Raw genomic sequence first — 21,430 nt, forward strand, 5'->3', positions numbered from 1 at the left:
TTTAAGAAAGCTTTAAAACGAGAAAAACCCTTTCTTAGGTTAATTAGGAGGGAGATGGAATGAAGACACGGATCGCAATAATCGGTGCCGGCGTCGTCGGGGCGTCGATAGCGCGCGTTCTCAGCCAGTACGAGGGACTCAATGTTCATCTAATCGAGAAACACGCCGATGCCGGGATGGGCGTCAGCAAGGCCAACACGGGAATAATCCACCCCGGACACGAGGATGACCCCGAAAAGCATCCCCTGAGGGCGAAGCTCTGCGTCGAGGGGAACAGGCTCTGGTACCAGTGGACCAAGGAGCTTGGCATCCCCGCGAAGTGGCCGGGCGAGCTCATGGTTGCCCTCGAAGAGGAGGATATGAAGGTTGCCGAGTACTACCTGGAGCTTGCACAGAGGAACGGCGTTCCTGGTGTCAGGCTCGTTGACCGGGAGGAGCTCCTGAGGCTCGAACCCAACGTCAACCCAAACGCTGCGGGAGCGCTGTGGGCACCCACCGCGGGAGTCATGTCCTCGCCGATAGCAGCCGTGGCTCTCACTGAGAACGCCGTTGACAACGGGGTTAAGTTCCACCCGGAGACCGAAGTGCGCGGAATAAAGGTGGAGAACGGGGAGGTTAGGGGTGTTGAAACAAACCAGGGGTTCATCGAGGCGGACATCGTCATAAACGCCGCCGGCCTCTACGCGGACAGAATCTCTGCCATGGCAGGCATAGACCACTTCACGATACGCCCAAGGAGGGGCGAGTACTACATCTTCGACGACGATGCCGAACCCAAGGTCAGGAGGATAGTCCACCAGACGCCGACCCCGACCACAAAGGGCGTCTACGTCATCACCGAGATGAACGATGGGGTTATGATAGGGCCCACCGCCGAGGACCTGCCGGAGGATGCGAAGGACGACACCTCTACCACCAAGGAGGGGCTGGAGTTCGTATGGGAGATGGCGAAGAAGCTGGTTAGGGGACTACCGCCCAGGAGCAAGGTGATAAGAACCTTTGCTGGCCTGAGACCAGAGCCACCGGACGGCAGGTGGATAATAGAGGCCTACGACGACCCCTGGGGCTTCATAAACGTTGCTGGAATAAGGTCGCCCGGACTGACTGCGGCTCCAGCGATAGCGCACTACGTTGTTGAGGAGCTGATTCGGGGCAAACTGGACGTGAAGCTGGCCAAAAAGTCCCACTGGAACCCCTACAGGGACGCCTTCTGGTTCAAGGTTCTGCCGCGGGAGAAGCAGGCGGAGCTGATAAAGAAGAACCCCTCCTACGGAAGGATAGTCTGCATGTGCCGCACGATAACGGAGGGCGACATAGTGGACATAATACACCGCATGAAGCGGATGGGCGTTAGAACCATCAGCCTCGACGGCGTCAAGCTGAGGAGCGGCGTCATGGCCGGAACCTGCCAAGGTTCCTTCTGCAGGGTGAGGATAGCCAACATCATAGCCAGAGAAACCGGAACCCCGCTCTGGAAGGTTACCCTGAAGGGAGAGGGAACGGAGTACGGCATCGGCGACATAAAGGTTCTCCTCAGGGGTGAGAACGATGAGGAGTGAGTACGACGTCGTTGTCATTGGAGGCGGGCCCGCCGGTCTGGCCGCTGCGATAAAGGCAAAGGAACTGGGGATGAGCGTCCTTCTCATCGAGAACAGGGAATTCCTCGGCGGTGTCCCGATGCAGTGCGTGCACCCGGGCTTCGGGCTCCACTACTTCAAGGAAGACCTGACCGGAACGGAGTTCATACACCGCATAATCAAGCGGTTCAGGGAGCTGGAGGTCGAGTACTACACGAACGCCCACGTCCTTGAGATAGTGCCGTACTCCTACAGGCACAAGATCCTCCGGGTGGTGACGGAGGAGGGGCTCTTCGATGTCAGGGCAAAGACCGTCATCTACGCAGCGGGCGCAAGGGAGAGGCACATGTTCGAGATAGGGATAACCGGGCACAGGGTTGCCGGAATATACACCGCCGGGGAAGCCCAGACCATGATGGACATCTACGGCATAATGCCCGGGAAGGAGATAGTCATAGTGGGTTCGGGCGACGTCGGACTCATAATGGCGAGAAGGTTCACCCTTGAGGGCGCCCACGTCAAGGCGGTTATAGAGCTCATGCCCTACCCCGGGGGACTGACCAGAAACGTCGTCCAGTGCCTTGAGGACTTCGGGATCCCACTCTACCTGAGTCACGCCGTAACGAGGGTTGAAGGAAAGAAAAGGGTCGAGAGGGTCATCGTGACGAAGGTTGACGAGAACCTCAGGCCAATCCCCGGAACAGAGGAGAGCATAGATTGCGACACCGTCGTTCTAGCGGCGGGCCTTGTCCCGTACCTCAGGGTCATAGAGAGGGCAGGTGTGGAGATAGACCCTGCCACCAAGGGGCCGGTCGTCAACAGCTACCTGGAAACCAGCGTCCCGGGAATCTTCGTCGCAGGGAACGCCCTCGTCATCAATGACCTCGTTGACTACGTCGTCGAGCAGGGAGAGGAGGCCGCCGTGGGAGCGTACGAGTTCGTCAAAAACGATGGCCTGCCCGCGCTTAAATGGAGAAGGCTCGTGAAAGGAAGAAACATCAGGCTGGCGGTGCCACACTATCTGGCCGATACCAAAGACGTCACAATATACGCGAGGGTGGCCGAGCCGGAGGAGAACGTCAAGCTCCGCTTCCCAGAGATTGGGAAAGAGATACGGCTGCCCTTCGTGAGGCCCTCCGAGATGATAAGAGTGAGGTTGAAGAGGGAAGAGATAGCCCGGGCCAAAGACAGAATCACCATGGAGGTCGTTCGTGATGAGTGAGACCAAGAAGTTCAGGCTGACCTGCATCGTCTGTCCCCTGGGCTGTACAGTGGAGGTGACCATGGAGGGCGACAAGATAACCGGAGTCGAGGGCTTCACATGTCCAAGGGGGAAGGACTACGCGATACAGGAAGTCAGAGAGCCAAAGCGCATCGTCATGAGTGTCGTGAGGGTGAAGGGGGGAAGGTTTCCCACCGTTGCCGTCAAGAGCGACAGGCCAGTTCCCAAGAACCTCATACCGGAGATCATGCGAAAGCTCGCGGATGTCGAGGTCGAGGCACCGGTCAGTGTGGGACAGGTCATAATAGAAAACGTCCTCGGAACCGGGGCAAACATAGTGGCCACGAGGGAAGCGTAGCACGGCAGGGCTTTAGCCAGATTCACCGTTTTATTTTTTTCCCGACGGCAGGACATAGCGCAACCTCTCAAAACTCTTAAATACATTAATTGTAAATAACACTGGGAGTGATACGGGGTGAGGGATATGAAGTTCACGGTTCTCAGGATCAACCTGAACGAAGGAAAGGTCGAAAGCGAGGAGCTGGAGAAGGAGGGAATATACGGGGTCATAGACTACGGGATAGAGGTTCACGAGAACCTCGAAACCCACAGCCTCGAACCCTACGACCCGAAGAACGTCGTCGTCATGGGGATGGGGCCCTTCTCAGGCTCAACCCTGCCCGGGGCCCACAGGCTCATGTTCTTCTTCCGTTCCCCCCTCTACGGAACGCTCTTCCCTTCGGCCATGGGTGGAGCCGCCTACACATTCAAAAACGTCGGGGTTGACTTTGTGGCCTTTGAGGGCAAGGCCGAGAAGCCGGTAGTGGTTCTCCTGTACAACGACGGGGAAAACGTGAGGGTGGAGCTCCACGCGATAGAACTTGAGAAGGTCGTTGAAATCTGGAGGGGCTACGAGGGAGAGGAAGGGGTTTATGCCCTCACACAGTACCTCATCGATACCTTCGGCGATAGGTTCGACTTCGAGTACCGCATAGCCGTTGTCGGGCCTGCTTCGCTCAACACCAACTACGGCGCCATATTCTCCCAGGCACTCAGGAAGGGAGAGAGGCTCGTGGGCAGCGAGGACTGGGCTGCGAGGGGAGGCTCCGGAAGCGTTCTCATGAGGGCACACAACGTTGTCGGAATAATCTTCGGAGGAAAGCCGAGGAGAAGAAGCTTCCCGGGCGAGGACATCGGCAGCTTCAAGACCTCCAAGGACATCGTCGAGGGAGTACACAAGAAGCCCTACAACGAGATAATAGCCGAGAAAACGACCAAATACCGCTTCAACCCCAAGCTCAACACAGGAGGGACCTTCGGCGGCAACTACCCGGCGGAGGGCGACTTCGTGCCCATCCTGAACTGGCAGATGCCCTACATCCCGAAGGAGGAGCGCATAAAAATCCACGAGAACATAATGAAACACTACTGGGAGCCCTTCAACGAGGAGGCCATAAAGCCCAAGAACTGGACGACCTGCGGCGAGCCGTGTCCGGTCGTGTGCAAGAAGCACCGCAGGGGACACCACGTCGAGTATGAGCCCTACGAGGCCAACGGGCCGCTGAGCGGAAGCATAAGCCTCCGTGCCAGCGACATAAGCGTCCACGCGGCAGACGCAATGGGCTTCGACGCGATAGAGTTTGGAGGAACTGCGGCGTGGGTTCTTGAGCTCGTCCACCGCGGTCTGCTGAGGCCCGAGGAGGTTGGCATAAGCGGAAAGCCGGAGTTCACGAAGGAGGCGCTCCTTGAGAGACCCGTCGAGGCGAGCGAGGTCAACGCCAAACTCGTGGCGGAGCTGGCCCACCGTGTGGCCTTCGCCGAAAACGAGGTAGCCAAGGTGATCGGCCTCGGCAAGAGGAAGGCGAGCGTGATCTTTGACGAGATGTTCAAGGACAGGCTGAAGTACGGCGAGAGCTTCAAGGACTACGGCGTCTTTGTTCCGCTCGGCGAGAACGGGGAGATGACGCCGACGATGTACTGGGCTATAGGCAACTACATACCGCTCCCAATCCAGGGCCGCTACTGGACGTTCTACCAGTTTGGCGTCTTCCTTGAGCCGGAGGAGCTCGCCCAGAAGATAATCGCCTCGGCTCTCTGGGAGTTCTGGTACGACAACGTCGGCTGGTGCCGCTTCCACAGGGGATGGATGAAGCCGGTCCTTAAAGCACTGTTCATGGACGCATACGGAGCCAACGTGGACATGGAGGAGCACGCCAGGAAGCAGATCAAGAGGCTCATCGAATACGCCAGGAGAGCGGGCTACACGCCTGTCTTCTGGGACAGTATGAGGGTCATTGACCTCGTTGCTGCCGGCAGCGAGGAGTTCGGTAACGAGCGCTGGGCAGAGAAGTTCAGAATCGACAAAGTCGGCACCGCCAAGGAATACCTCGAAAGGGTCCTTGAAGCGTACAGCGAGGCCCTCGGTGTTGACTGGCGCCTCTGAGTCTTTCTTCCTTTCAGGAACAACCCTTATATTCCCCTCCTTCCTCAGGTTTTCGGGTGGGAAACATGAGGGCAGTTGTAATAGGCTCTGGAATCGGCGGCCTTCTGACGGCCTCGTTCCTGGCCAAAAACGGTTACGAGGTCACCGTTCTTGAGAAGGCCCCATATGTCGGCGGCCGCTTCACCAACCTGGAATACAGGGGCTTTGGCCTCTCCACCGGCGCTTTCCACATGCTCCCCCACGGCGAGGACGGCCCCCTGGCCCACCTCCTTAAGCTCCTCAACGCGGACGTTCAAATCGTGAACTCGAATCCAAAGGGCATGATTCTCTACGGGGGAAAAACCTTCCACTACCGCGATGGCTGGAAGTATCTGAGCTTGACCGAGAAGGCCAGGGCTACAAAGCTTCTTCTCGACATCAAGAGGAACAAACTGCCAACCGGCGAAGAGGCCGGGATGAGTGGCCGCGAGTGGATAAGGGAAAGGATCGGCGACAACGAGTTCGTCGACCTCTTCATCAAGAGCTTCCTTGGCTGGGCCGACAGCGTCTTGGACGTTCCGGCGGGAGAGCTGGCGAGGGAGATAAAGGCGGCGCTGAGATGGGGCGGGCCTGGACTGGTCAGGGGCGGCTGCAGGGCGATAACCGGCGAGCTGGCGAGGCTCACGAAAGCCAACGGTGGAAAAGTCCTCACGAGGAAGAGGGTCGTCGAGATCGACCCCGAGGCGAAGAGGGTCTTTACCTCCGACGGCGACGAGCTAAACTACGACGTTCTCATCTCCAACATCGGCATCAGGGAGACCGTCGAGCTGATCGGCAGGGACAACTTCGACCGCGAGTACCTCAAAAGGGTGGACTCGCTGAAGCCGAGCGAGGGCATAAAATACAACGTTGCCTTAAAAGGTGAACCGAGGATAGGCAACACCGTCGTCTTCACCCTAGATACCGAGAGGATAAACGGCTACAACGAGCCATCCAGTATTTCCCCGGAGCTCGCTCCCAAGGGCTACACCCTGGTGATGCTCCACCACGCCCTCCAGTCAAAGAACGTCAAGGCCGAGCAGAGAAAGGGCCTCGATGACATCCACCGCATCTTCCCGAACCTCGACGAGGAAGGGGAGATTCTGCTCGTCCAGACCTACCTCGATGGGAATCCCGTCAACAGGGTTGCCAGCGGCCAGACCGTCGAGGACTTCCCGATAGGCGATGTTTACATCGTCGGCGACGCCTACAAGCCGCCCGGAGGAATCGAGGTTGAGGGCATAGCTCTCGGCGTCATGAGGACACTTGAGAGGCTCGGCCTGGGGAACTTTTCGGAGTGGTACCTCTGACGCATCCTCCCGCTTCTCTACCCTTTACCTTTGCCAACTTATTTTTCCACCCCCCGAACCTTTTTCCAGTGAACAGGACTGGTACCTAACGAACGTTTTTATCCTCCCCCGCGTATCTATACATCCCGGAGGTGATGCTCATGAAGAGAGTTGTCATAGCCTTGGGCGGTAACGCTATTCTCCAGCGAGGCCAGAAGGGAACCTACGAGGAGCAGATGGCCAACGTCATGAAGACGGCCAAGCAGATAGTGGATATAATCCTTGACGGTGACTATGAGGTTGTAATCACCCACGGTAACGGGCCGCAGGTCGGCGCGCTCCTCCTCCACATGGACGCCGGTCAGGCCGCCCACGGCATTCCCGCACAGCCAATGGACGTTGCAGGTGCGATGACCCAGGGGCAGATAGGATACATGATACAGCAGGCGATAAGGAACGAGCTGAAGAGGCGCGGAATAGAGAAGCCCGTGGCGACGATAGTCACTCAGACCCTCGTTGATAAGAACGACCCCGCATTCCAGCACCCGAGCAAGCCGGTTGGGCCCTTCTACGACGAAGAAACGGCGAAGAAGCTCGCAAAGGAGAAGGGCTGGGTCGTGATCGAGGACTCGGGCAGGGGGTGGAGGCGCGTTGTGCCGAGTCCCGACCCGATGGGGCACGTCGAGGCGCCTGTGATAGTTGACCTGGTGGAAAAGGGCTTCATCGTCATAGCCAGCGGTGGCGGCGGGGTTCCCGTCATCGAGGAGGACGGCCAGCTTAAGGGCGTGGAGGCCGTTATAGACAAGGACCTGGCTGGAGAGAGGCTCGCCGAGGAGGTAAAGGCGGACATCTTCATGATCCTCACGGACGTGAACGGGGCCGCGGTGAACTTCGGAAAACCCGACGAGAGGTGGCTCGGAAAGGTCACGGTGGAGGAACTGAAGAAGTACTACGAGGAGGGACACTTCAAGAAGGGCAGCATGGGGCCGAAGGTCCTGGCGGCCATACGCTTCGTCGAGTGGGGCGGCGAGAGGGCCGTGATAGCGGCGCTCGACAGGGCCGTCGAGGCCCTCGAAGGGAAGACAGGAACGCAGGTCATAAAGGGCTGAACCAAAGCCTATAAATATCTCCCCTCCCTTCTTTATTTGGTGATGACATGGCTGACGCAACCACCGGATTCTTCGGCTCGCTGCTGTGGTGGCTGTTCTTCATGTACCTGCTCCTCTGGCCCCAGATGCAGTACCGGAGCCTGCAGCTGGCCAGGGCCAAGATACTGAAGAGGCTCTCGGAAAAGCGGGGCTCAACCGTGATAACGATGATCCACAGGCAGGAAAGCGTCGGGCTCTTCGGCATACCGTTCTACAAGTTCATAAGCATCGAGGACAGCGAAGAGGTTCTTAGGGCCATCCGCGCGGCCCCCAAGGACAAGCCGATAGACCTCATAATACACACCCCGGGCGGATTGGTCCTAGCCGCCACACAGATAGCGAAGGCACTTCACGACCACCCGGCAGAGACGAGGGTTATCGTCCCACACTACGCCATGAGCGGCGGAACGCTCATCGCCCTCGCCGCAGACAAGATAATAATGGACCCTCACGCGGTTCTGGGACCTGTTGACCCTCAGCTTGGCCAGTATCCCGGACCAAGCATCGTCAGGGCCGTCGAGAGGAAGGGCGTTGACAAGGTGGACGACCAGACACTCATTCTGGCAGACGTGGCAGAGAAGGCCATCAAGCAGGTACGGGACTTCGTTTACAGCATATTGAAAGACAGATACGGGGAGGAGAAGGCCAGAGAGCTTGCCCAGGTACTCACCGAAGGCCGGTGGACCCACGACTACCCGATAACCTACGAACACGCCAAGGAGCTCGGCCTCCACGTCGAGACCAGTGTCCCGGAGGAAGTCTATGCCCTTATGGAACTCTACAGGCAGCCAACAAAGCAGAGGGGCACAGTGGAGTTCATGCCATACACCCAGAAGGGAGAGAGTTCCTGAAGGGTCAATCTTTCCCCTACTTCCACTTCTTTTGAAGGGCACACAAAATTTCAGCCAAAAAGTTTTTATTTACTCTCACCGTTTTCAGTCCAGATGTTTGGAGTAAGCTCACGGGCTGTTCTAAAAAGAGGGAAGGGGAAGAGAGATGCAAGTGAAAGTGGATCCAGAGGAAATTAAGAGGATCAAGAGGGAGATTGAGGCCCTTGAAAAGGAGAGAAATGAGATAAGGGCCAAACTGGAGGAGCTTGAGAAGGAGCTTCAAATCTGGGTTCAGAAGAGGGACGAAAAGAACAACGAGGTAAAACAGCTCCGCCAGAAGGGGCGCGAGTATAAAGCCAAGAGGGATGAAATCAACCAGCAGATACAGGAGCTCAAGAAGAACCGCGAGGAGATAAACGCGAAGCTCGACCTCCTCTACCAGGAGATACTCGAGTACAGGACGAAGAGGGACGAGTACAACCAGCTCCGCAGGCTCAAGATGCCACCCGAGAAGATACAGGAGCGCATAGAGAAGCTGGAGTGGGAGCTCCAGACCAACCCGAACATAACCCCTGAGAGGGAGAAGCAGATAGTCGACCAGATACAGGTTCTGGCGACCGAGCTTGAGATAATCCAGCAGGCCCAGAGGTTCCACAACAAGCTCCAGGAGACCCGGAAGAAGGTTGACCAGCTCAAGAAGGCCAGGAGGGCCATAAGCATGGAGATACAGAAGCTCGCAAACCAGAGCCAGCAGTTCCACGAGCAGATGATAAAGGCCTTCAACCAGGCCGACGAGGTCAAGAAGGAGGCCGACGAGTACCACGCCAAGGTCGTCGAGCTGCGCGAGAAGATGAGGGAGGTCAGAAGGGAGCTCCGCGAGATCGAGAAGAAGATAAGGGAGTACGACGAGAGGCACAAGGAGCTCATAGCCTACAGGCTCGTCGCCAGGATGCGCTCCAAGAAGGACGCCAGCTTCGAAAAGGCGGTTGAAGCCCTTGAGAAGTTCAAGCGCGGCGAGAAGCTCACCCTTGACGAGCTGCTGCTCCTCCAGAGGTACAACCTCGTCTGAGGCCTGGCTATGGAGGTGCTCAGACACGAGGGGCCCGGAAGGCTGGGTCTCGTAAGGATTGGAGAGCATACATTCCGGACACCAGCCCTAGTGGGGGTAGACTTCACACTATCCCCCTTCAACTCCTTCTTCCATCCCTCCGAACCCGGGAATTACGACTTCAATCTGGCCCCATCCATACCTCTCGGCTTCTACACGCCGGATGACGTTATAGAGAAGGCCCTTGGGAGGCTCTGGAGCGTAAACTACGGGGGATTTAACGCCTTCTACCTGCCCGCTTTGAGGAGGACGGAATATCTGGAGGAGTTCTTCAAGATAATCGAGCGGTACAACTTTGACGCCGTCTATCTCGGCAACTCGAAGATTTTAATCAAGGAGTACCGCTACTTCGTGAGAATCCTGCGCGAACTCCGCGAGAGGTTCCCCAACGTTATGATCATAGCCGACCTTGAGCCCTTCTTCTACCCCCTAGCGGTATACCTCGGCGTCGATGCCTTCGACACCCGCTCGCTTAAGCTCTACGACTTCGAGGGGAAGGGCTTCACCCAGTACAGCCCCTTCATCTGGAGCGATGAGCCCAACTCCCTCAACTTCGCCAGACGAACCATCCTGGAGGTCAGAAAGGCCCTTGAGAGAGGGAAGCTCCGCTACCTGGTGGAGAACTACTTCCCGACCCAGTACAACGCTGGAATCCTCCGTATAGCCGACCTGGAGCACGGGGATTACCTTGAAAAGTACACTCCGATACAGAAGGATACTGTCTACTTCATAAGCGACGCCTCGATAAGGAGGCCAGAGGTGAAGCGCTGGCACTCGCGCGTCGCCGAGCGCTTTACCCCGCCGGAGAACACCGAGCTGGTCTTACTCTTCCCCTGCTCTGCCAAAAAGCCCTACTCCTTCTCCCGCTCACACACCCTCTACAGGAAAGCTGTGAAAGAGGCCCTCGGCTCCGGCGTTTCCAAAGTCCACGAGCTGATATTAACTTCTCCCTTCGGCGTCGTTCCAAGGGAGTGGGAGTGGCTGGCCAAGTACGACATAGTCGTCACCGGCCACTGGGGCGAGGAGGAGATAAAACCGGCCGCCAAGTTACTTGCCAAGACCCTCGAAAAGTATCCGAAGGACGTCCCCATCATAGCCCACCTCGATGAGGCCTACGTCGAGATAGCCAAGCTCGCCTCCGAGATGACAGGAAGGGAGGTAATCTTCACCGAGGTAAAGAACGGCACGACGAGCAGGGAGAGCCTCGAATCTCTCAAGGAGACTCTGAGGGAGTTCGAGCTTGAGGGGACAAAGGAGGACAGGACCTACCGCTACTTCGAGGGCATAAGGAAAGTCTTCGACTTCTACTTCGGCGCCGGTGCCGGAGAGGCCGTCCTCCCGGAGAACGGGAAGGTCAAGGGCTCGAAGATGCTCCGCCTCTTTGTGGACAACCAGCAGACGGGAACGTTCAAGGACGGCGTCATAAGCGTCACGCCCTTCGGCATGCAGAGGATATACGACGCCGTCGGAGGCTACTGGGTAAAGGTGGACTTCGAGCTCCGCGGCGACGTCTTTGCTGTGGGCGTTGACGAGGCAGATCCTGTGATAAGGCCCGACGACATCGTCGGCGTCGTCAGGGACGGTAGAGTGGTGGGTGTAGGAAAGGCCGTTCTGAGCGGCGAAGAGATGGTGAGGGCAAAGAAGGGCGTGGCCGTCAAGGTGAGGAAGAGGGCGTAAGGCCTAAAAACCTCTCTTCCATTCTCCTTCCATGCCGAAGCACTTCAAGAAAGGCGTCAAGAGGGAGCACCACTTCCTCAAGGGACTTGAGAGGCCGCTCGAAGAGATAGCCCAGATCCCAGGGGTTAAGAAAGTCATCCCCGGCAGGATATACGCGAGCGATTCCAGGGGCTTCGAGATAAGGGTCTCCCGCGAGACGAAGACGGGTTTGAAGCTCATAGCCAAGAGCGACGGGAGCGTTCAGGAGGTTTTTCTGGTCGTCGATAAGGGCGACAGGGAGAGGGTTTGGGAAGAAATTGAGAAAATGGCAAGGGAATGGAGACGTTAGAGTGCGAACTCGAGCCCGTGGGATAGCCTTGTGAAAGCCGCTGCAACGGTGTCACTTACCGCAAAGTCCTGCGAGGCTATGGAGTTCACGTTCAGTTCAACCGGCTTTTCTGCTGGGTTCTCACTGGTTGAGTATCTCATGACCGCGGATACCTCCTCCCGAGGCTTCCTCTCCACCATGAGGGCGAGTTTGACCTTCTCCATGTCCACGTGAACTGAGTAGTTCCCTCCTGGAGAGACCCTAACGACGCTCTCCACGAGGTAGTTGTCCTCTGCGACTCCAACGGTGTGAGTGTTGAGCCTGTGAATAACCGGAATCAGCATGTATCCATAGAAGCCGTAGGCAGTGGAATTGTAGACGTCTTGTGGAATTGCGGGCACATAGAGACCTACCGGCGTGTAGAGAATATACCTGTTGTAGCCGCCGTTGATGTAAACCGTCAGGTCTTTTGGCTCAGAGCTTACCTCCAGCCTCGCCCAGGGGACTGTGTAGGTGGCATTTCTGACGAAAACTATTGTGTTCCTTTCGCCGGGGAATATATCGACATAGAACACACAAGCCGTTCCTTCATCGTCCCCGAGGTGCATAAAGGTTCCATTGAGGGTCAGGTAGATTTCGTCCTTCCCCCTAACGAGGAGGCTCATGGGATACGGTTTGGATATGTTGATGTACGGAAAGTTGCCCCCGCACCCTCCCGGGAAGAAGAACGGGTCGAACGGCGGGTTGAGCTTCTCCCTGCTGTAGTTGGCGCTCTCGTTGAGTATGGCCCTAACAGATGTTATTCCCTCGCCGGTGACGGCCTCCCTGATGGTTCTGGGATCAATGCGGAGTATGGTAACGTTATCTGGGCTCACAAAGACCTCGGCAACGACCTCAACGTCCCCCGTGACCTTCACGGTGTACCTGCCGTAGGGTAGTTCCAGAGCAGTGGGCCCAATATAGGAACCAACACCTGAGACGGTTATTTGGGTTCCCTGGGGCACGTCGACGAAAAGGAAGCCGGTTCCGTTGTCAGGGGATGGAGTAGCAAAGGGCGCCAGCAGGCCCATAAAAATCAAGCCGAGGAGTATTCCGGCGATGGTTCGCCTCATGGCAGCGACCTCCAGTCACTCCTTTGGTTGGAGATTATCGATTTTAATTAGCAATGATGGTTAATAAACTTTACTCGAAAGAGTCCACAATAGCACGAAGTAGAGTTTAATAAAAGAGCCTAGCGGGAGTTAAAGCTTCCCCCTCCCCTCGAAGAACGCCTCAAGCTCCTCGTCGCTTATTTCCTCATCGGCATCGGTGTAGCCGAGCTGCCTCTTCTGGAGCTCTATCAGTCCGGGCGTGAGCAGAAGCTTTCCGCCCAGCTTCGGCACCGCGTAGTGGAGCGTTATCTCGCTGAACTCGTCGAGCTTTATCGTGGGGTTCAGCTCGTACTCAATCTCCTCCAGCCGCTTCCCCTCCGCGATGAGCTTCGCCACTATCGCCGAGCCGTCTATGGAGAACTGCACGCTCCCGATATGTCTCGCTTTGGCGCCTTCGATCCTCTCGGTTATGAACTTCTTGGTCTTCCCCGTGAACTCGAAGTCGCCTAGGATTCCCCCGACGACGATTATGCTGTCCTCCTCAATGTCCTCCGGTTTCAGCTCCTCCTCCGCGAAGGGGTCGAGGATTATGAGCTTCGACCTGTCGAAGGGGAACTCGGTTACGCTCTGGGTTAAAACACTCCCCAGCTTCGCGAGCTCTTCCCTTTCATGGGGTTCTACGTTGGTGAATATCAGCCGCTCTCCCCACCACTCGCTCGCGTGCCTGTACTCCAGGAGAACCCAGTCGCGCAGCTCTTCAAGGTGTTCTATCAGCAGGTACGGCATAAGCACCACCACGCCAGCTTTTGAGGGGCACCTTAAAAGCCTGCCGACTTCCCGGTTCTGTCCAGCAAGGGTTTTAACCCCGGTTGAGAATGCCTCTTCATGAGCTTCAAGGAGAAGTACGCGAGGCTCGGCGAGAGGTACGAGCGGATAGACGGCCCCCTGGAGAGGTTCTTCGAGCCCCTCAGGAGGAAGGCCGCCCGGTTCGTCTCGGGGAAAGTTCTCGAAGTCGGTGTAGGGACCGGCTTCATGCTGCCCTATTACCCCTTGGACATCGAGCTGCACGCTATTGACGCCGTCCCCGAGATGCTGGAGGTGGCAAAGAAGAGAGCCGAGGAATTAGGTCTGAACGCCCGCTTCTACGTCATGGACGCCGAGAGGCTGGAATTTCCGGACGAGAGCTTTGACACTGTAGTTTCAGCCTTCGTCTTCTGCACAATCCCAAACCCGGAGAGAGCCATGGAGGAAATCAACCGCGTCCTGAGGCCCGGCGGAAGGGCTGTGTTCCTCGAACACACAAAAAGCGACTGCAGGCTCGTCAACTGGCTCCTCCTCAAGCCCCTTGACCTTCTCCTCGGGTGGCTGATAGAGGACAACACCCTGAGGGAGACTCACAGGCTCGTGGAGAAGTACTTCGATGTGGAGCACGAGGAGAGGCTCTATGCGGGCGTCGTGAGGCTTATCGTTGGGAGAAAGGAGGGATAAAACTTTTAAAGTTCGAAGGTTCCCTATATTACGGGCTGGGCTGAGCGGTGGTAGTCTAGCCTGGTCTAGGACACCGGCCTCCCAAGCCGGTAACCCGGGTTCAAATCCCGGCCACCGCACCATACTATTCTTGCGGACGTGACCTCTACATAGCTGACAAGGTTTTAGAACATCCTCAAATATAAAAATCCAGGATATGGCGCATACTGGACTTCGTTCTACCGTTCTTGCCAGGCTCCCGAAGTAAAAAGAGAAAAGCTCACTTCAGCTTCTCAAGGATGATGGCGGGGCAGACTTTGGTGACACCCTCTATTTTGCCTATCTTGTTGGAGATTATGTCGGAGAGATCCTCCCCGTCCTTGGCCCACACCTCGGCCATTATCATGTGGTCGCCGCTGGTGAGATAGACGCTCCTGACGAACTCAAACTCCCTGAGCTTGCTGGCAACGTCGAATATCTTCTCGGGGAGGGTGTCAACCCCGGTCAGGCTGACGAGGTTGTAGCCGAGCTTTGAGGGGTCAACGACAACGGTGTACTGCTTGATAACCCCGGCCTCCTCAAGGGCCTTGACCCTCTTCCTGACGGCCGTCTCGCTGATGCCCAGAACCTTTGCTATCTCCGTGAAAGGAGTGCGGGCATCCTTGGTGAGCATCTCGATTATGATCCTATCCCTTTCATCAAGCATTTTTCATCACCTCTGTTTAAGGTTATGCAGACTAAGTATATTAAGTTTTTGAACCTATTGGTTCTAAAGTTAAACCTTGAGTTTAAGTTTGACAACCGTCTCCACGTGAGGTGTGTGAGGGAACATGTCAAGCCCCACAGCGGCGTCCAGGGAGTAGGCTCCTACCAGCTCATCGAGATTCGCCCTGAGGGTCTTTGGGTTGCAGGAGACGTAAACGATGCTTTGCGGTTTGTCTTTTAAGATTTTCCTTATTAGCCGGGGGTGCAGCCCCGCCCTCGGAGGATCCACGATTACCGTGTCGTATTTTGAAAGATTTTCGACATTCCTGTCCTCTCCGACGGTGAAAGTGGCCTCAACGCCGTTAAGCCGGGCGTTTTTATTGGCCATCTCCACGGCGAAGGGATTGGCCTCGATTCCCTCCACGCTAAAGCCCCGCTTGGCGAGGTATATTCCAAAAGTTCCGACACCGGAGTACAGGTCGAGCACCCTCTCACCCTCGACGAGCTCGGCCACCCGCCGGACTAGGTTGACCGCCTGATGGCTGTTAGTCTGGAAAAAGCTGTTTGGATGTATCAGGTAGGTAACGTCGTCGAGCTTCTCCCTTATAAACTCTGAGCCCCAGAACCTCTCAACGTCGCCGTAGGAGACGTCGCTCTTGGTTCTGTTAACGCTCCAGTAGACAGAGGTGGCGTAGTCGAAGTACCCAGGGAACTCCCCGGGAAGGCCCCCCTCAGAGGTAACGAGGTTCACCATGAGCTCTCCCGTAAACTTGCCCTCTCGGATAACTATGTACCTCAAAAACCCTTCGTTCCTGCGGATCTCATACAGGCTCGGCTTAAAGTCCTCGATGAAGTCCCTCAGGGAGCGGAGAACCTTTCGGCTGGAGTCTCCAAAGACGGGACACCACTCGATGTCAACCGCGTCCCACCACGTACCGCGCCGTCTGAATCCAACGCCTTTTGTAGAGATGACAACATCAATGCGGTTTCGATGACCATATATCACGGGTGATGGAACAACATCGACATCAAAACCCAAAATCCGGGATAACTTGTCGGATTTAAACCTGACCTGCTCCCCGTAGGGGATATGTTGGAGCAGGCAGCCACCGCAGATACCGAAGTGGGGACACTTTGGCTCAGTCCTCATCGGAGAAGGCGTTATTACCTCAAAATCGGTCGCAACAAGGGTTCTCTTCCTCTTTCGCCATCTCCGTATTTCCACCTCGTCTCCGGGTGCGGTGAAGGGGACATGAACCTCCTTCTTTCCGAGTCTCACGACTCCCAGTCCCTCATTATCAAGCCTCTCAACAACTCCGCGCATGATTCTCTCTTCAGCGGTTGCTTTATAAATCTGCTCTTGTAAATGTGCCAATCCTGTCCACAGAAGGTTTATTTAGGTGGTCGTGGTAATTATATACCGGTGCCCCCGATGTTCGGCAGGCGTAAGGATGTTGTTTATAAGGTCCTTGCCACCAAAAAAAGGGCCGTGGCGCTCCAGGCCCTGAGTGCCGAGCTTGAAACCCCAATGTCCGCGGTTCTCAAAACCGTTAAACAGCTTGAATCCGACGGTCTGGTGGAGGTCTTCTATGGCCGGGAGAAGGCTTCAATAATGGTCAGGGCAAAGACCATAGAGGACTTCATCTAATCCCCTCCAGCCATTTTTTAAATAATGCATTGACGGAGGCATAGACAGTGGTATCAGTGGTGATAACCGGCAGGGGCGGAGCGGGAAAGACCACAATGACCGCCAACCTGGGTACGTACTTCTCCAAGAACGGATACAGGACGCTCGTCATAGACGGCGACCTGTACCTGCCCAAGCTTGCCTTTCATTTTGGAATATACAACCCGGTCTACAATCTTCACACCCTCCTGAAGAACCCGGACATGCGCGTTCTCAACGCCGTTTACCACGACGTCAACACGGGGGTTGACGTGCTTCCGGGGAGCTCAAGGCTGTACGACGTCATCGACCTTGACAACAAACGACTCAGGGACATCGTGAGGGAGATTTCAACGAGGTATCAGCTGACGATAATAGACTCGCCCGTCGGCATACCCTTCGACACGATATCAACCTTCCGGCTCGCCCAGTATCAGCTTATAATACTAGAGATAGAGCGCTGCCCGATACACTCGATTCACAGAATGGTCGAGAACGAGGTTATCAAGCTCAAGGCCCTTGGCGAGGCCTACGGGCTTAAGGTGGGGGTGATAATAAACAAGGTCAGGGAATCGTCCCACAACATCGACGACGTTGTGGACTTCCTTGAGTACAGCGTCGACGTCCCCGTCGTCGGGATAATCCCCTACGACTACAAGGTTCCGGAAGCGACGAATATAGGACGGCCGGTTCTCGACTATGCGCCCCACGCTCCGGCATCGAAGGCCATCCGGGAAGCTGGTGATGTTCTGAACGAGTGGATATTCGGAAAGAAGAGAGAAGGCATACTCCGCAGGTTATACGAGGCGATAATCTCATTCCTCCATTCCAGCAGAGTTCCTGCGGGCAAAAAGCTCTGAGACCGTGACAAGGGGTATGAACCTGTACTTCTTTTCTATTCTTTCGCCAGCCCCCTCTTCCCTGTCAACAACCACGCTTATGGCGGCTATCTCGGCCCCGACATTCTCCAGGACCTCGGCGGCTCTCAGAACGCTCCCACCCGTGGTCGTCACGTCCTCGACCAGGAGTATCCTATCGCCGGGCTTTACCTCCCCCTCGATCTGGCTCCCCGTGCCGTGTCCCTTGGGCTTCTTGCGGACTATGACGAGGGGCTTTCCTGTTTCGAGCGCCAGAGCGGTCGCGATGGGAACCGCCCCAAGCTCGGGACCGGCGACGCGGTCGAACTCGATGCCGAGGGTCTTGGCCTTCTCGGCCATCAGCCTCGCGATTATCCTCAGCGCCTCAGGATTGGTGGAGAGCTTCTTGACGTTGATGTAGTACTCGCTCTCCCGCCCGGAGGTGAGTATGAAGCGGCCGAAGAGTATGGCCCCCTCAGAGAAGAACATATCGATGAGCTGGCCCTTCATGTCCCCCATTTTTGAACACCTTCGTGTAAATTCTCCTGCAGGTCACGGGTGAGATACACACCGAGTTTAAAAAAGTTGATGCCAACTTTAATAAGGCGGGACGGTGTAGAAAATACCATGCTCACACCGGAAAAGGTCATCGGGTACTACTTCGGAATTGTAACACTTGTTGGAGGCATCTCCGTTCTGCTGGCAGTCAAGTACACCCTCCAGAGGTGGCGCTCCTTTCCCGAGAGCGGCTGGAGGGTTCAATCCTTCGCCCTCGGAGTGCTCGGCCTTATCATGGCCTCGATCCTAGAGGCGCCCCTCCTGTTCCTCAAGACCTGGATTGCACTGGCCTTCGCTGCCGGGATAATCGAGGAGTCGGTGAAGCTCCTGCCCATGAAGTTCTTTGGGCGCTCGCCAGAATGGGAGAAGTGGAAGCTCGTCATCGGGACAGGCCTTTTCCTCGGGATTGTAGAGGGAATAATGTACACCGCAGGAATCTTCGCCCTGAACCAGGAACCCTACCTGGTGGCAGTTAGGGTAGTGCTTATGGGACTGCACACCATCTGGGCGGCCGTTTCCATTGGCTTCCTGCTCGGCGAGACCGGGTGGAAGCGCCTCGCGGGACTGGCCTTCTCGATGGCCGCCCACGCCCTCTACGACCTCCCACCGCTGGCAGTCGCCGACGGCTACTCCGGAACCGTTGTGGCGTATCTGGCCGGACTGTCAACTGGCTTCCTCCTCGTGACACCGCTCATGGCAAAGAAGGCGGCCGAGCTGGCCGAAAAACTGGTTCCCGAGGAAGGTGAAGAAACGGGCGAAGTTGGGGAAAACGCTGAAAAAACTGAGGAAAGCGATGTCATCTTTTAGCCTTAAATCTCTCCTGGAACTCGTAGAGCTGGGCTATGCGCTCGATGGTGTCCGCTTCCTCCGGACTCTTGTCTTCTCTTAAAGCCACGTAACGCGGGAAGCGGAGGGCAAAGCCGCTCTCGTACTTCGGGCTCTTCTGTATCTCCTGGTAGGTGACCTGGATAACAACTTTCGGCTCTATCTCGACGTATTTGCCCTCCTCGCGGACTATGAGGGGCTTGAGCATCCTCGTGAACTCGGCCAGGTCCTCGTCGGTGAAGCCGCTCCCAACCTTTCCAACCGGGACGAACTCGCCGCTGTGTGGATCAAAGGCCGCAACCAGGAACGAGCCGAGGAGGTGTGCGCGCCTTCCCTCGCCCCACTCCGCGCCTATTATGACGAGGTCGAGGTCTTCCATGGTCGGCTTTATCTTGAGCCACTTCTTCCCCCTGTTTCCGGGCTCGTAAACCGAATCCAGGCGCTTCGCCATCAGCCCCTCATGGCCCAGCTCAAGGGCGCGCTGGTAGAATGCCTCAGCCTCGTCGGCCTTTGCAGTCACCAGCTGCTCGGCCAGTCTTATCCTCTCATTTGAGGAGATTATCCCCTCAAGCCTCTTCCTGCGCTCGGAGAAGGGGGTGTCTATCAGCCCCTCGCCGTCAACGTAGAGGACGTCGAAGAGGTTCAGCTCAAGGGGTATTTTCTCTATCATCTCCTCGATGTTGTACTTCCTCCTGAAGCGCCTCAGGACGTACTGGAAGGGCCTGGGCTTTCCTTCCTCACCCACGGCAACGAGCTCGCCCTCCACGATGGCCTTTTCAGCTTTCACGCTCTCCAGAACCGCGTCAACCACCTCGGGGATGGACTTCGTCACGTTCTCCAGCCTGCGGGAGTAGATAACGACCCTATCCCCGTCCTTGTGAACCTGAACGCGCGCGCCATCATATTTTATCTCGAACGCCGCCTTTCCACCCATCTCCGTCAGCGCTTCCTTCACACTGGCCGCGTTCTGGGCGAGCATCGGCCTTATAGGCTTGCCCACCTGAATCCTGACCTTTGAGAGGCCTTCGTTCCCCTCAAGCTTGGCCACCCTGGCTACGTATCCGAAGTCGCTCGTGAGCATGTAGGCCCTTTCGACGAGCTCGGCCTTGACGCCAAAGGCGCTCGCTATGGCGTCCCTCATGAGCCCCTCGGCGACACCGGTTCTCATCGTTCCGAGAACCGTCCTGGCCAGGTACTTGCCCTCCTCGGGTTGAGAGTCCATGAAGAGGTTGGCCAGATACTTCAGCTTTCTGTCCTGACTCCCCTGCCCGCTGGCCTCCGCTATCTTCACGAAGGTGTCATAAACGCGCTTTATGGTCAGCGGCTGGGAGAAGAAGCTCTTCTGCCTTTTCTTTTTCAGGGCTAAAGCAACGCTCTCTCCCAAATCGCCAGTGTCTCTCACGGAGTTCTCTATCTCCCTCTCGGGGACACCTGTTGCCATCGAGACGGCCTTTATGAGGAGCTTCTCGCCGACGCCGAGCTCCCTCTCGTCCCAGTCAGGGAAGACCTTTCCAAGGATGAGGTAAGGTATTATCTCAAGGAGCTCATCGGGAGTTCTCTTTAGAAAATCTGAGACGAATCTCGTCTTGAGGGTCTTGAGGGTTGTTTTTTCCAGGCGTCTGTAAAGGTCGGCCAGCTCGGCATATTTCATCTTCACCACCTGGGACAGGTTAGGAAAAAGGAGGATAAAAGGGTTTAGCCGACCCACCTTCCTACCACGGGCCGTCCCGCGTGGATTCCGGTCACATCGTAGGGCAGGCCAAGGTCGGCCAGCAGGCCCTTTGCCTTTTCAAGCTCATTATCCCTTACGAGGGCAAAGAGACCCCGCCCCAGCATTATCATGGAACTGGGATTTCCGAGCACCCTGTCAAGCTCCCTGGCCAGCTCAAGGAGTTCTCCCTCCAGAAGGCCTGTTTTTTCGGCGAATTCCCTCGCCAGAACCATCATCCTCTCCGGACTCGGCCCCCGAAGGAGCTTCTCAAGTGCCTCCCTTCCCCAGAGCTCTATGGCCTTCACAACGTCACCGTCCAGAACTTCTCTCGTTGATAGCCTTCCAAGAGGAACCACGAGAACCCGGTAGTCCTCGAAGAACAGGTTGTCGACAACCCCGATTCCCGGACCGCCGGCCTTAACGCGAACCTCCATCCCTCCGGCCATCTGAGCCACGACGTCCCCGAGACCGCCCCTGTTGATGACCTCATACTTGTGCGCTATCTGAGCCGCTTTGAGCCATGTCCCACCGAAGGTGTAGCTCAAAGCCAGAGCCGTGCCCAGGGCGCCGCCGGCACTGTTACCGAAGCCGTATCCATTTGGGAAGTCGAAGTACTGCCAGATTTCAACCTCCCCATGGAAATCCCGGGGAACGAGTTCATCCGCGACGGAATAGCTTATGATCGCCCGTTTCTTCTCAACAGGCTCACCGTTGAAGGCGATGTGAATGTGCCTCTCAAGGGAGCCCTCCTCCACGCTCGCGAAGACGTTGACGCCCTTGTCGATGTTCACGCCCGCCCCGAGGGAGCCGGCTTTGAGCGGGTCATCGTGAAACATCGGGACGAAGAACGCCGTTATATGCGCTGGGACAAAAGCCCTAACGAGCACTCTCTCACCTCCGAGAAGAGGTTGAACGTTTGCCTTTTAAAAGT

Annotated in this window: 21 protein-coding genes and 1 tRNA gene; 15 read left to right on the top strand and 7 right to left on the bottom strand. The window is 56.5% G+C overall.

Features of this window, described 5'->3' with window-relative positions:
* Positions 1-59: 59 nt before the first annotated feature.
* The 10 genes from F7C11_RS08770 (at position 60) to F7C11_RS08815 (ending at position 11,640) form a co-directional block, all read left to right on the top strand.
* Positions 60-1,559: an NAD(P)/FAD-dependent oxidoreductase gene (locus F7C11_RS08770; protein ID WP_297092817.1), complete on the top strand. Its 1,500-nt coding sequence runs from the start codon at positions 60-62 to the stop codon at positions 1,557-1,559.
* Positions 1,549-2,799: an NAD(P)/FAD-dependent oxidoreductase gene (locus F7C11_RS08775; RefSeq protein WP_297092818.1), complete on the top strand. Its 1,251-nt coding sequence runs from the start codon at positions 1,549-1,551 to the stop codon at positions 2,797-2,799. The genes F7C11_RS08770 and F7C11_RS08775 overlap by 11 nt, the downstream gene beginning before the upstream one ends.
* Complete coding sequence (locus tag F7C11_RS08780; protein WP_297092819.1) at positions 2,792-3,157, top strand: DUF1667 domain-containing protein; 366 nt, start codon at positions 2,792-2,794, stop codon at positions 3,155-3,157. Before F7C11_RS08775 ends, F7C11_RS08780 begins: the two co-directional genes overlap by 8 nt.
* Positions 3,158-3,283: 126 nt before the next feature.
* Positions 3,284-5,242, top strand: coding sequence for a glyceraldehyde-3-phosphate:ferredoxin oxidoreductase (gene gor, locus F7C11_RS08785; RefSeq protein ID WP_297092820.1), 1,959 nt, complete (start codon positions 3,284-3,286; stop codon positions 5,240-5,242).
* A gap of 65 nt (positions 5,243-5,307) precedes the next feature.
* On the top strand, positions 5,308-6,570 hold the full coding sequence (locus F7C11_RS08790; protein ID WP_297092944.1) for an NAD(P)/FAD-dependent oxidoreductase: 1,263 nt from the start codon (positions 5,308-5,310) through the stop codon (positions 6,568-6,570).
* Between the two features lie 140 nt (positions 6,571-6,710).
* On the top strand, positions 6,711-7,658 hold the full coding sequence (arcC, locus tag F7C11_RS08795) for a carbamate kinase (RefSeq protein WP_297092945.1): 948 nt from the start codon (positions 6,711-6,713) through the stop codon (positions 7,656-7,658).
* Between the two features lie 47 nt (positions 7,659-7,705).
* Complete coding sequence (locus tag F7C11_RS08800; protein WP_297092821.1) at positions 7,706-8,548, top strand: ATP-dependent Clp protease proteolytic subunit; 843 nt, start codon at positions 7,706-7,708, stop codon at positions 8,546-8,548.
* A 145-nt stretch (positions 8,549-8,693) separates the two neighbouring features.
* On the top strand, positions 8,694-9,596 hold the full coding sequence (locus F7C11_RS08805; protein ID WP_297092822.1) for a coiled-coil protein: 903 nt from the start codon (positions 8,694-8,696) through the stop codon (positions 9,594-9,596).
* A gap of 9 nt (positions 9,597-9,605) precedes the next feature.
* Positions 9,606-11,312, top strand: a complete 1,707-nt coding sequence (gene arcS / locus F7C11_RS08810) for an archaeosine synthase subunit alpha (protein ID WP_297092823.1) — start codon at positions 9,606-9,608, stop codon at positions 11,310-11,312.
* A gap of 31 nt (positions 11,313-11,343) precedes the next feature.
* The gene (locus tag F7C11_RS08815) at positions 11,344-11,640 is read left to right on the top strand and encodes a DUF2103 domain-containing protein (RefSeq protein ID WP_297092824.1); all 297 of its coding nucleotides are present in this window, start codon (positions 11,344-11,346) and stop codon (positions 11,638-11,640) included.
* On the opposite strand, the gene F7C11_RS08820 is transcribed toward F7C11_RS08815, so the two are convergent.
* The gene (locus tag F7C11_RS08820; RefSeq protein WP_297092825.1) at positions 11,637-12,731 is read right to left on the bottom strand and encodes a hypothetical protein; all 1,095 of its coding nucleotides are present in this window, start codon (positions 12,729-12,731) and stop codon (positions 11,637-11,639) included. The genes F7C11_RS08815 and F7C11_RS08820 overlap by 4 nt on opposite strands.
* 129 nt (positions 12,732-12,860) lie before the next feature.
* A complete protein-coding gene (locus tag F7C11_RS08825) occupies positions 12,861-13,496 on the bottom strand; it encodes a hypothetical protein (RefSeq protein ID WP_297092946.1) in 636 nt (211 codons plus the stop codon).
* A 99-nt stretch (positions 13,497-13,595) separates the two neighbouring features.
* Here F7C11_RS08825 and F7C11_RS08830 point away from each other — a divergent pair, with 99 nt between their 5' ends.
* The gene (locus F7C11_RS08830; RefSeq protein WP_297092826.1) at positions 13,596-14,198 is read left to right on the top strand and encodes a class I SAM-dependent methyltransferase; all 603 of its coding nucleotides are present in this window, start codon (positions 13,596-13,598) and stop codon (positions 14,196-14,198) included.
* 44 nt (positions 14,199-14,242) lie between these two features.
* A tRNA-Gly gene (locus tag F7C11_RS08835) sits at positions 14,243-14,320 on the top strand.
* A 137-nt stretch (positions 14,321-14,457) separates the two neighbouring features.
* Here the strand turns inward: F7C11_RS08835 and lrpA are convergent.
* Both lrpA and rlmD read right to left on the bottom strand, forming a co-directional pair.
* Positions 14,458-14,883 carry an HTH-type transcriptional regulator LrpA gene (gene lrpA / locus F7C11_RS08840; protein WP_297092827.1) on the bottom strand — a complete coding sequence of 142 codons (426 nt, stop codon included), beginning with the start codon at positions 14,881-14,883 and terminating at the stop codon, positions 14,458-14,460.
* 69 nt (positions 14,884-14,952) lie between these two features.
* Complete coding sequence (gene rlmD / locus F7C11_RS08845) at positions 14,953-16,206, bottom strand: 23S rRNA (uracil(1939)-C(5))-methyltransferase RlmD (RefSeq protein ID WP_297092828.1); 1,254 nt, start codon at positions 16,204-16,206, stop codon at positions 14,953-14,955.
* 108 nt (positions 16,207-16,314) lie between these two features.
* On the opposite strand from rlmD, the gene F7C11_RS08850 reads away from it, so the two are divergent.
* Positions 16,315-16,530: an ArsR family transcriptional regulator gene (locus F7C11_RS08850; protein ID WP_297092947.1), complete on the top strand. Its 216-nt coding sequence runs from the start codon at positions 16,315-16,317 to the stop codon at positions 16,528-16,530.
* A gap of 47 nt (positions 16,531-16,577) precedes the next feature.
* On the top strand, positions 16,578-17,408 hold the full coding sequence (locus tag F7C11_RS08855; RefSeq protein ID WP_297092829.1) for a MinD/ParA family protein: 831 nt from the start codon (positions 16,578-16,580) through the stop codon (positions 17,406-17,408).
* Here F7C11_RS08855 and pyrE read toward each other — a convergent pair.
* Complete coding sequence (pyrE, locus tag F7C11_RS08860; RefSeq protein ID WP_297092948.1) at positions 17,364-17,915, bottom strand: orotate phosphoribosyltransferase; 552 nt, start codon at positions 17,913-17,915, stop codon at positions 17,364-17,366. The two genes, F7C11_RS08855 and pyrE, sit on opposite strands and share 45 nt — an antisense overlap.
* A gap of 117 nt (positions 17,916-18,032) precedes the next feature.
* On the opposite strand from pyrE, the gene F7C11_RS08865 reads away from it, so the two are divergent.
* Positions 18,033-18,770, top strand: a complete 738-nt coding sequence (locus tag F7C11_RS08865) for a hypothetical protein (protein ID WP_297092830.1) — start codon at positions 18,033-18,035, stop codon at positions 18,768-18,770.
* On the opposite strand, the gene F7C11_RS08870 is transcribed toward F7C11_RS08865, so the two are convergent.
* Positions 18,760-20,439, bottom strand: a complete 1,680-nt coding sequence (locus tag F7C11_RS08870; RefSeq protein ID WP_297092949.1) for an ATP-dependent DNA ligase — start codon at positions 20,437-20,439, stop codon at positions 18,760-18,762. The two genes, F7C11_RS08865 and F7C11_RS08870, sit on opposite strands and share 11 nt — an antisense overlap.
* Positions 20,440-20,483: 44 nt before the next feature.
* On the bottom strand, positions 20,484-21,386 hold the full coding sequence (locus tag F7C11_RS08875) for a pantoate kinase (protein ID WP_297092831.1): 903 nt from the start codon (positions 21,384-21,386) through the stop codon (positions 20,484-20,486).
* Positions 21,387-21,430: the final 44 nt, after the last annotated feature.

This window comes from Thermococcus sp. (genome assembly GCF_015521605.1).
In the GTDB taxonomy this organism is placed as follows: Archaea; Methanobacteriota_B; Thermococci; order Thermococcales; family Thermococcaceae; genus Thermococcus.

What these genes read in the sequence shown, in the direction of transcription:
- F7C11_RS08770 (WP_297092817.1), top strand. Translation starts at nt 60, where the DNA reads ATGAAGACACGGATCGCAATAATCGGTGCCGGCGTCGTCGGGGCGTCG.
- F7C11_RS08775 (WP_297092818.1), top strand. Translation starts at nt 1,549, where the DNA reads ATGAGGAGTGAGTACGACGTCGTTGTCATTGGAGGCGGGCCCGCCGGT.
- F7C11_RS08780 (WP_297092819.1), top strand. Translation starts at nt 2,792, where the DNA reads ATGAGTGAGACCAAGAAGTTCAGGCTGACCTGCATCGTCTGTCCCCTG.
- gor (WP_297092820.1), top strand. Translation starts at nt 3,284, where the DNA reads ATGAAGTTCACGGTTCTCAGGATCAACCTGAACGAAGGAAAGGTCGAA.
- F7C11_RS08790 (WP_297092944.1), top strand. Translation starts at nt 5,308, where the DNA reads ATGAGGGCAGTTGTAATAGGCTCTGGAATCGGCGGCCTTCTGACGGCC.
- arcC (WP_297092945.1), top strand. Translation starts at nt 6,711, where the DNA reads ATGAAGAGAGTTGTCATAGCCTTGGGCGGTAACGCTATTCTCCAGCGA.
- F7C11_RS08800 (WP_297092821.1), top strand. Translation starts at nt 7,706, where the DNA reads ATGGCTGACGCAACCACCGGATTCTTCGGCTCGCTGCTGTGGTGGCTG.
- F7C11_RS08805 (WP_297092822.1), top strand. Translation starts at nt 8,694, where the DNA reads ATGCAAGTGAAAGTGGATCCAGAGGAAATTAAGAGGATCAAGAGGGAG.
- arcS (WP_297092823.1), top strand. Translation starts at nt 9,606, where the DNA reads ATGGAGGTGCTCAGACACGAGGGGCCCGGAAGGCTGGGTCTCGTAAGG.
- F7C11_RS08815 (WP_297092824.1), top strand. Translation starts at nt 11,344, where the DNA reads ATGCCGAAGCACTTCAAGAAAGGCGTCAAGAGGGAGCACCACTTCCTC.
- F7C11_RS08820 (WP_297092825.1), bottom strand. Translation starts at nt 12,731, where the DNA reads ATGAGGCGAACCATCGCCGGAATACTCCTCGGCTTGATTTTTATGGGC.
- F7C11_RS08825 (WP_297092946.1), bottom strand. Translation starts at nt 13,496, where the DNA reads ATGCCGTACCTGCTGATAGAACACCTTGAAGAGCTGCGCGACTGGGTT.
- F7C11_RS08830 (WP_297092826.1), top strand. Translation starts at nt 13,596, where the DNA reads ATGAGCTTCAAGGAGAAGTACGCGAGGCTCGGCGAGAGGTACGAGCGG.
- lrpA (WP_297092827.1), bottom strand. Translation starts at nt 14,883, where the DNA reads ATGCTTGATGAAAGGGATAGGATCATAATCGAGATGCTCACCAAGGAT.
- rlmD (WP_297092828.1), bottom strand. Translation starts at nt 16,206, where the DNA reads ATGCGCGGAGTTGTTGAGAGGCTTGATAATGAGGGACTGGGAGTCGTG.
- F7C11_RS08850 (WP_297092947.1), top strand. Translation starts at nt 16,315, where the DNA reads ATGTTCGGCAGGCGTAAGGATGTTGTTTATAAGGTCCTTGCCACCAAA.
- pyrE (WP_297092948.1), bottom strand. Translation starts at nt 17,915, where the DNA reads ATGAAGGGCCAGCTCATCGATATGTTCTTCTCTGAGGGGGCCATACTC.
- F7C11_RS08865 (WP_297092830.1), top strand. Translation starts at nt 18,033, where the DNA reads ATGCTCACACCGGAAAAGGTCATCGGGTACTACTTCGGAATTGTAACA.
- F7C11_RS08870 (WP_297092949.1), bottom strand. Translation starts at nt 20,439, where the DNA reads ATGAAATATGCCGAGCTGGCCGACCTTTACAGACGCCTGGAAAAAACA.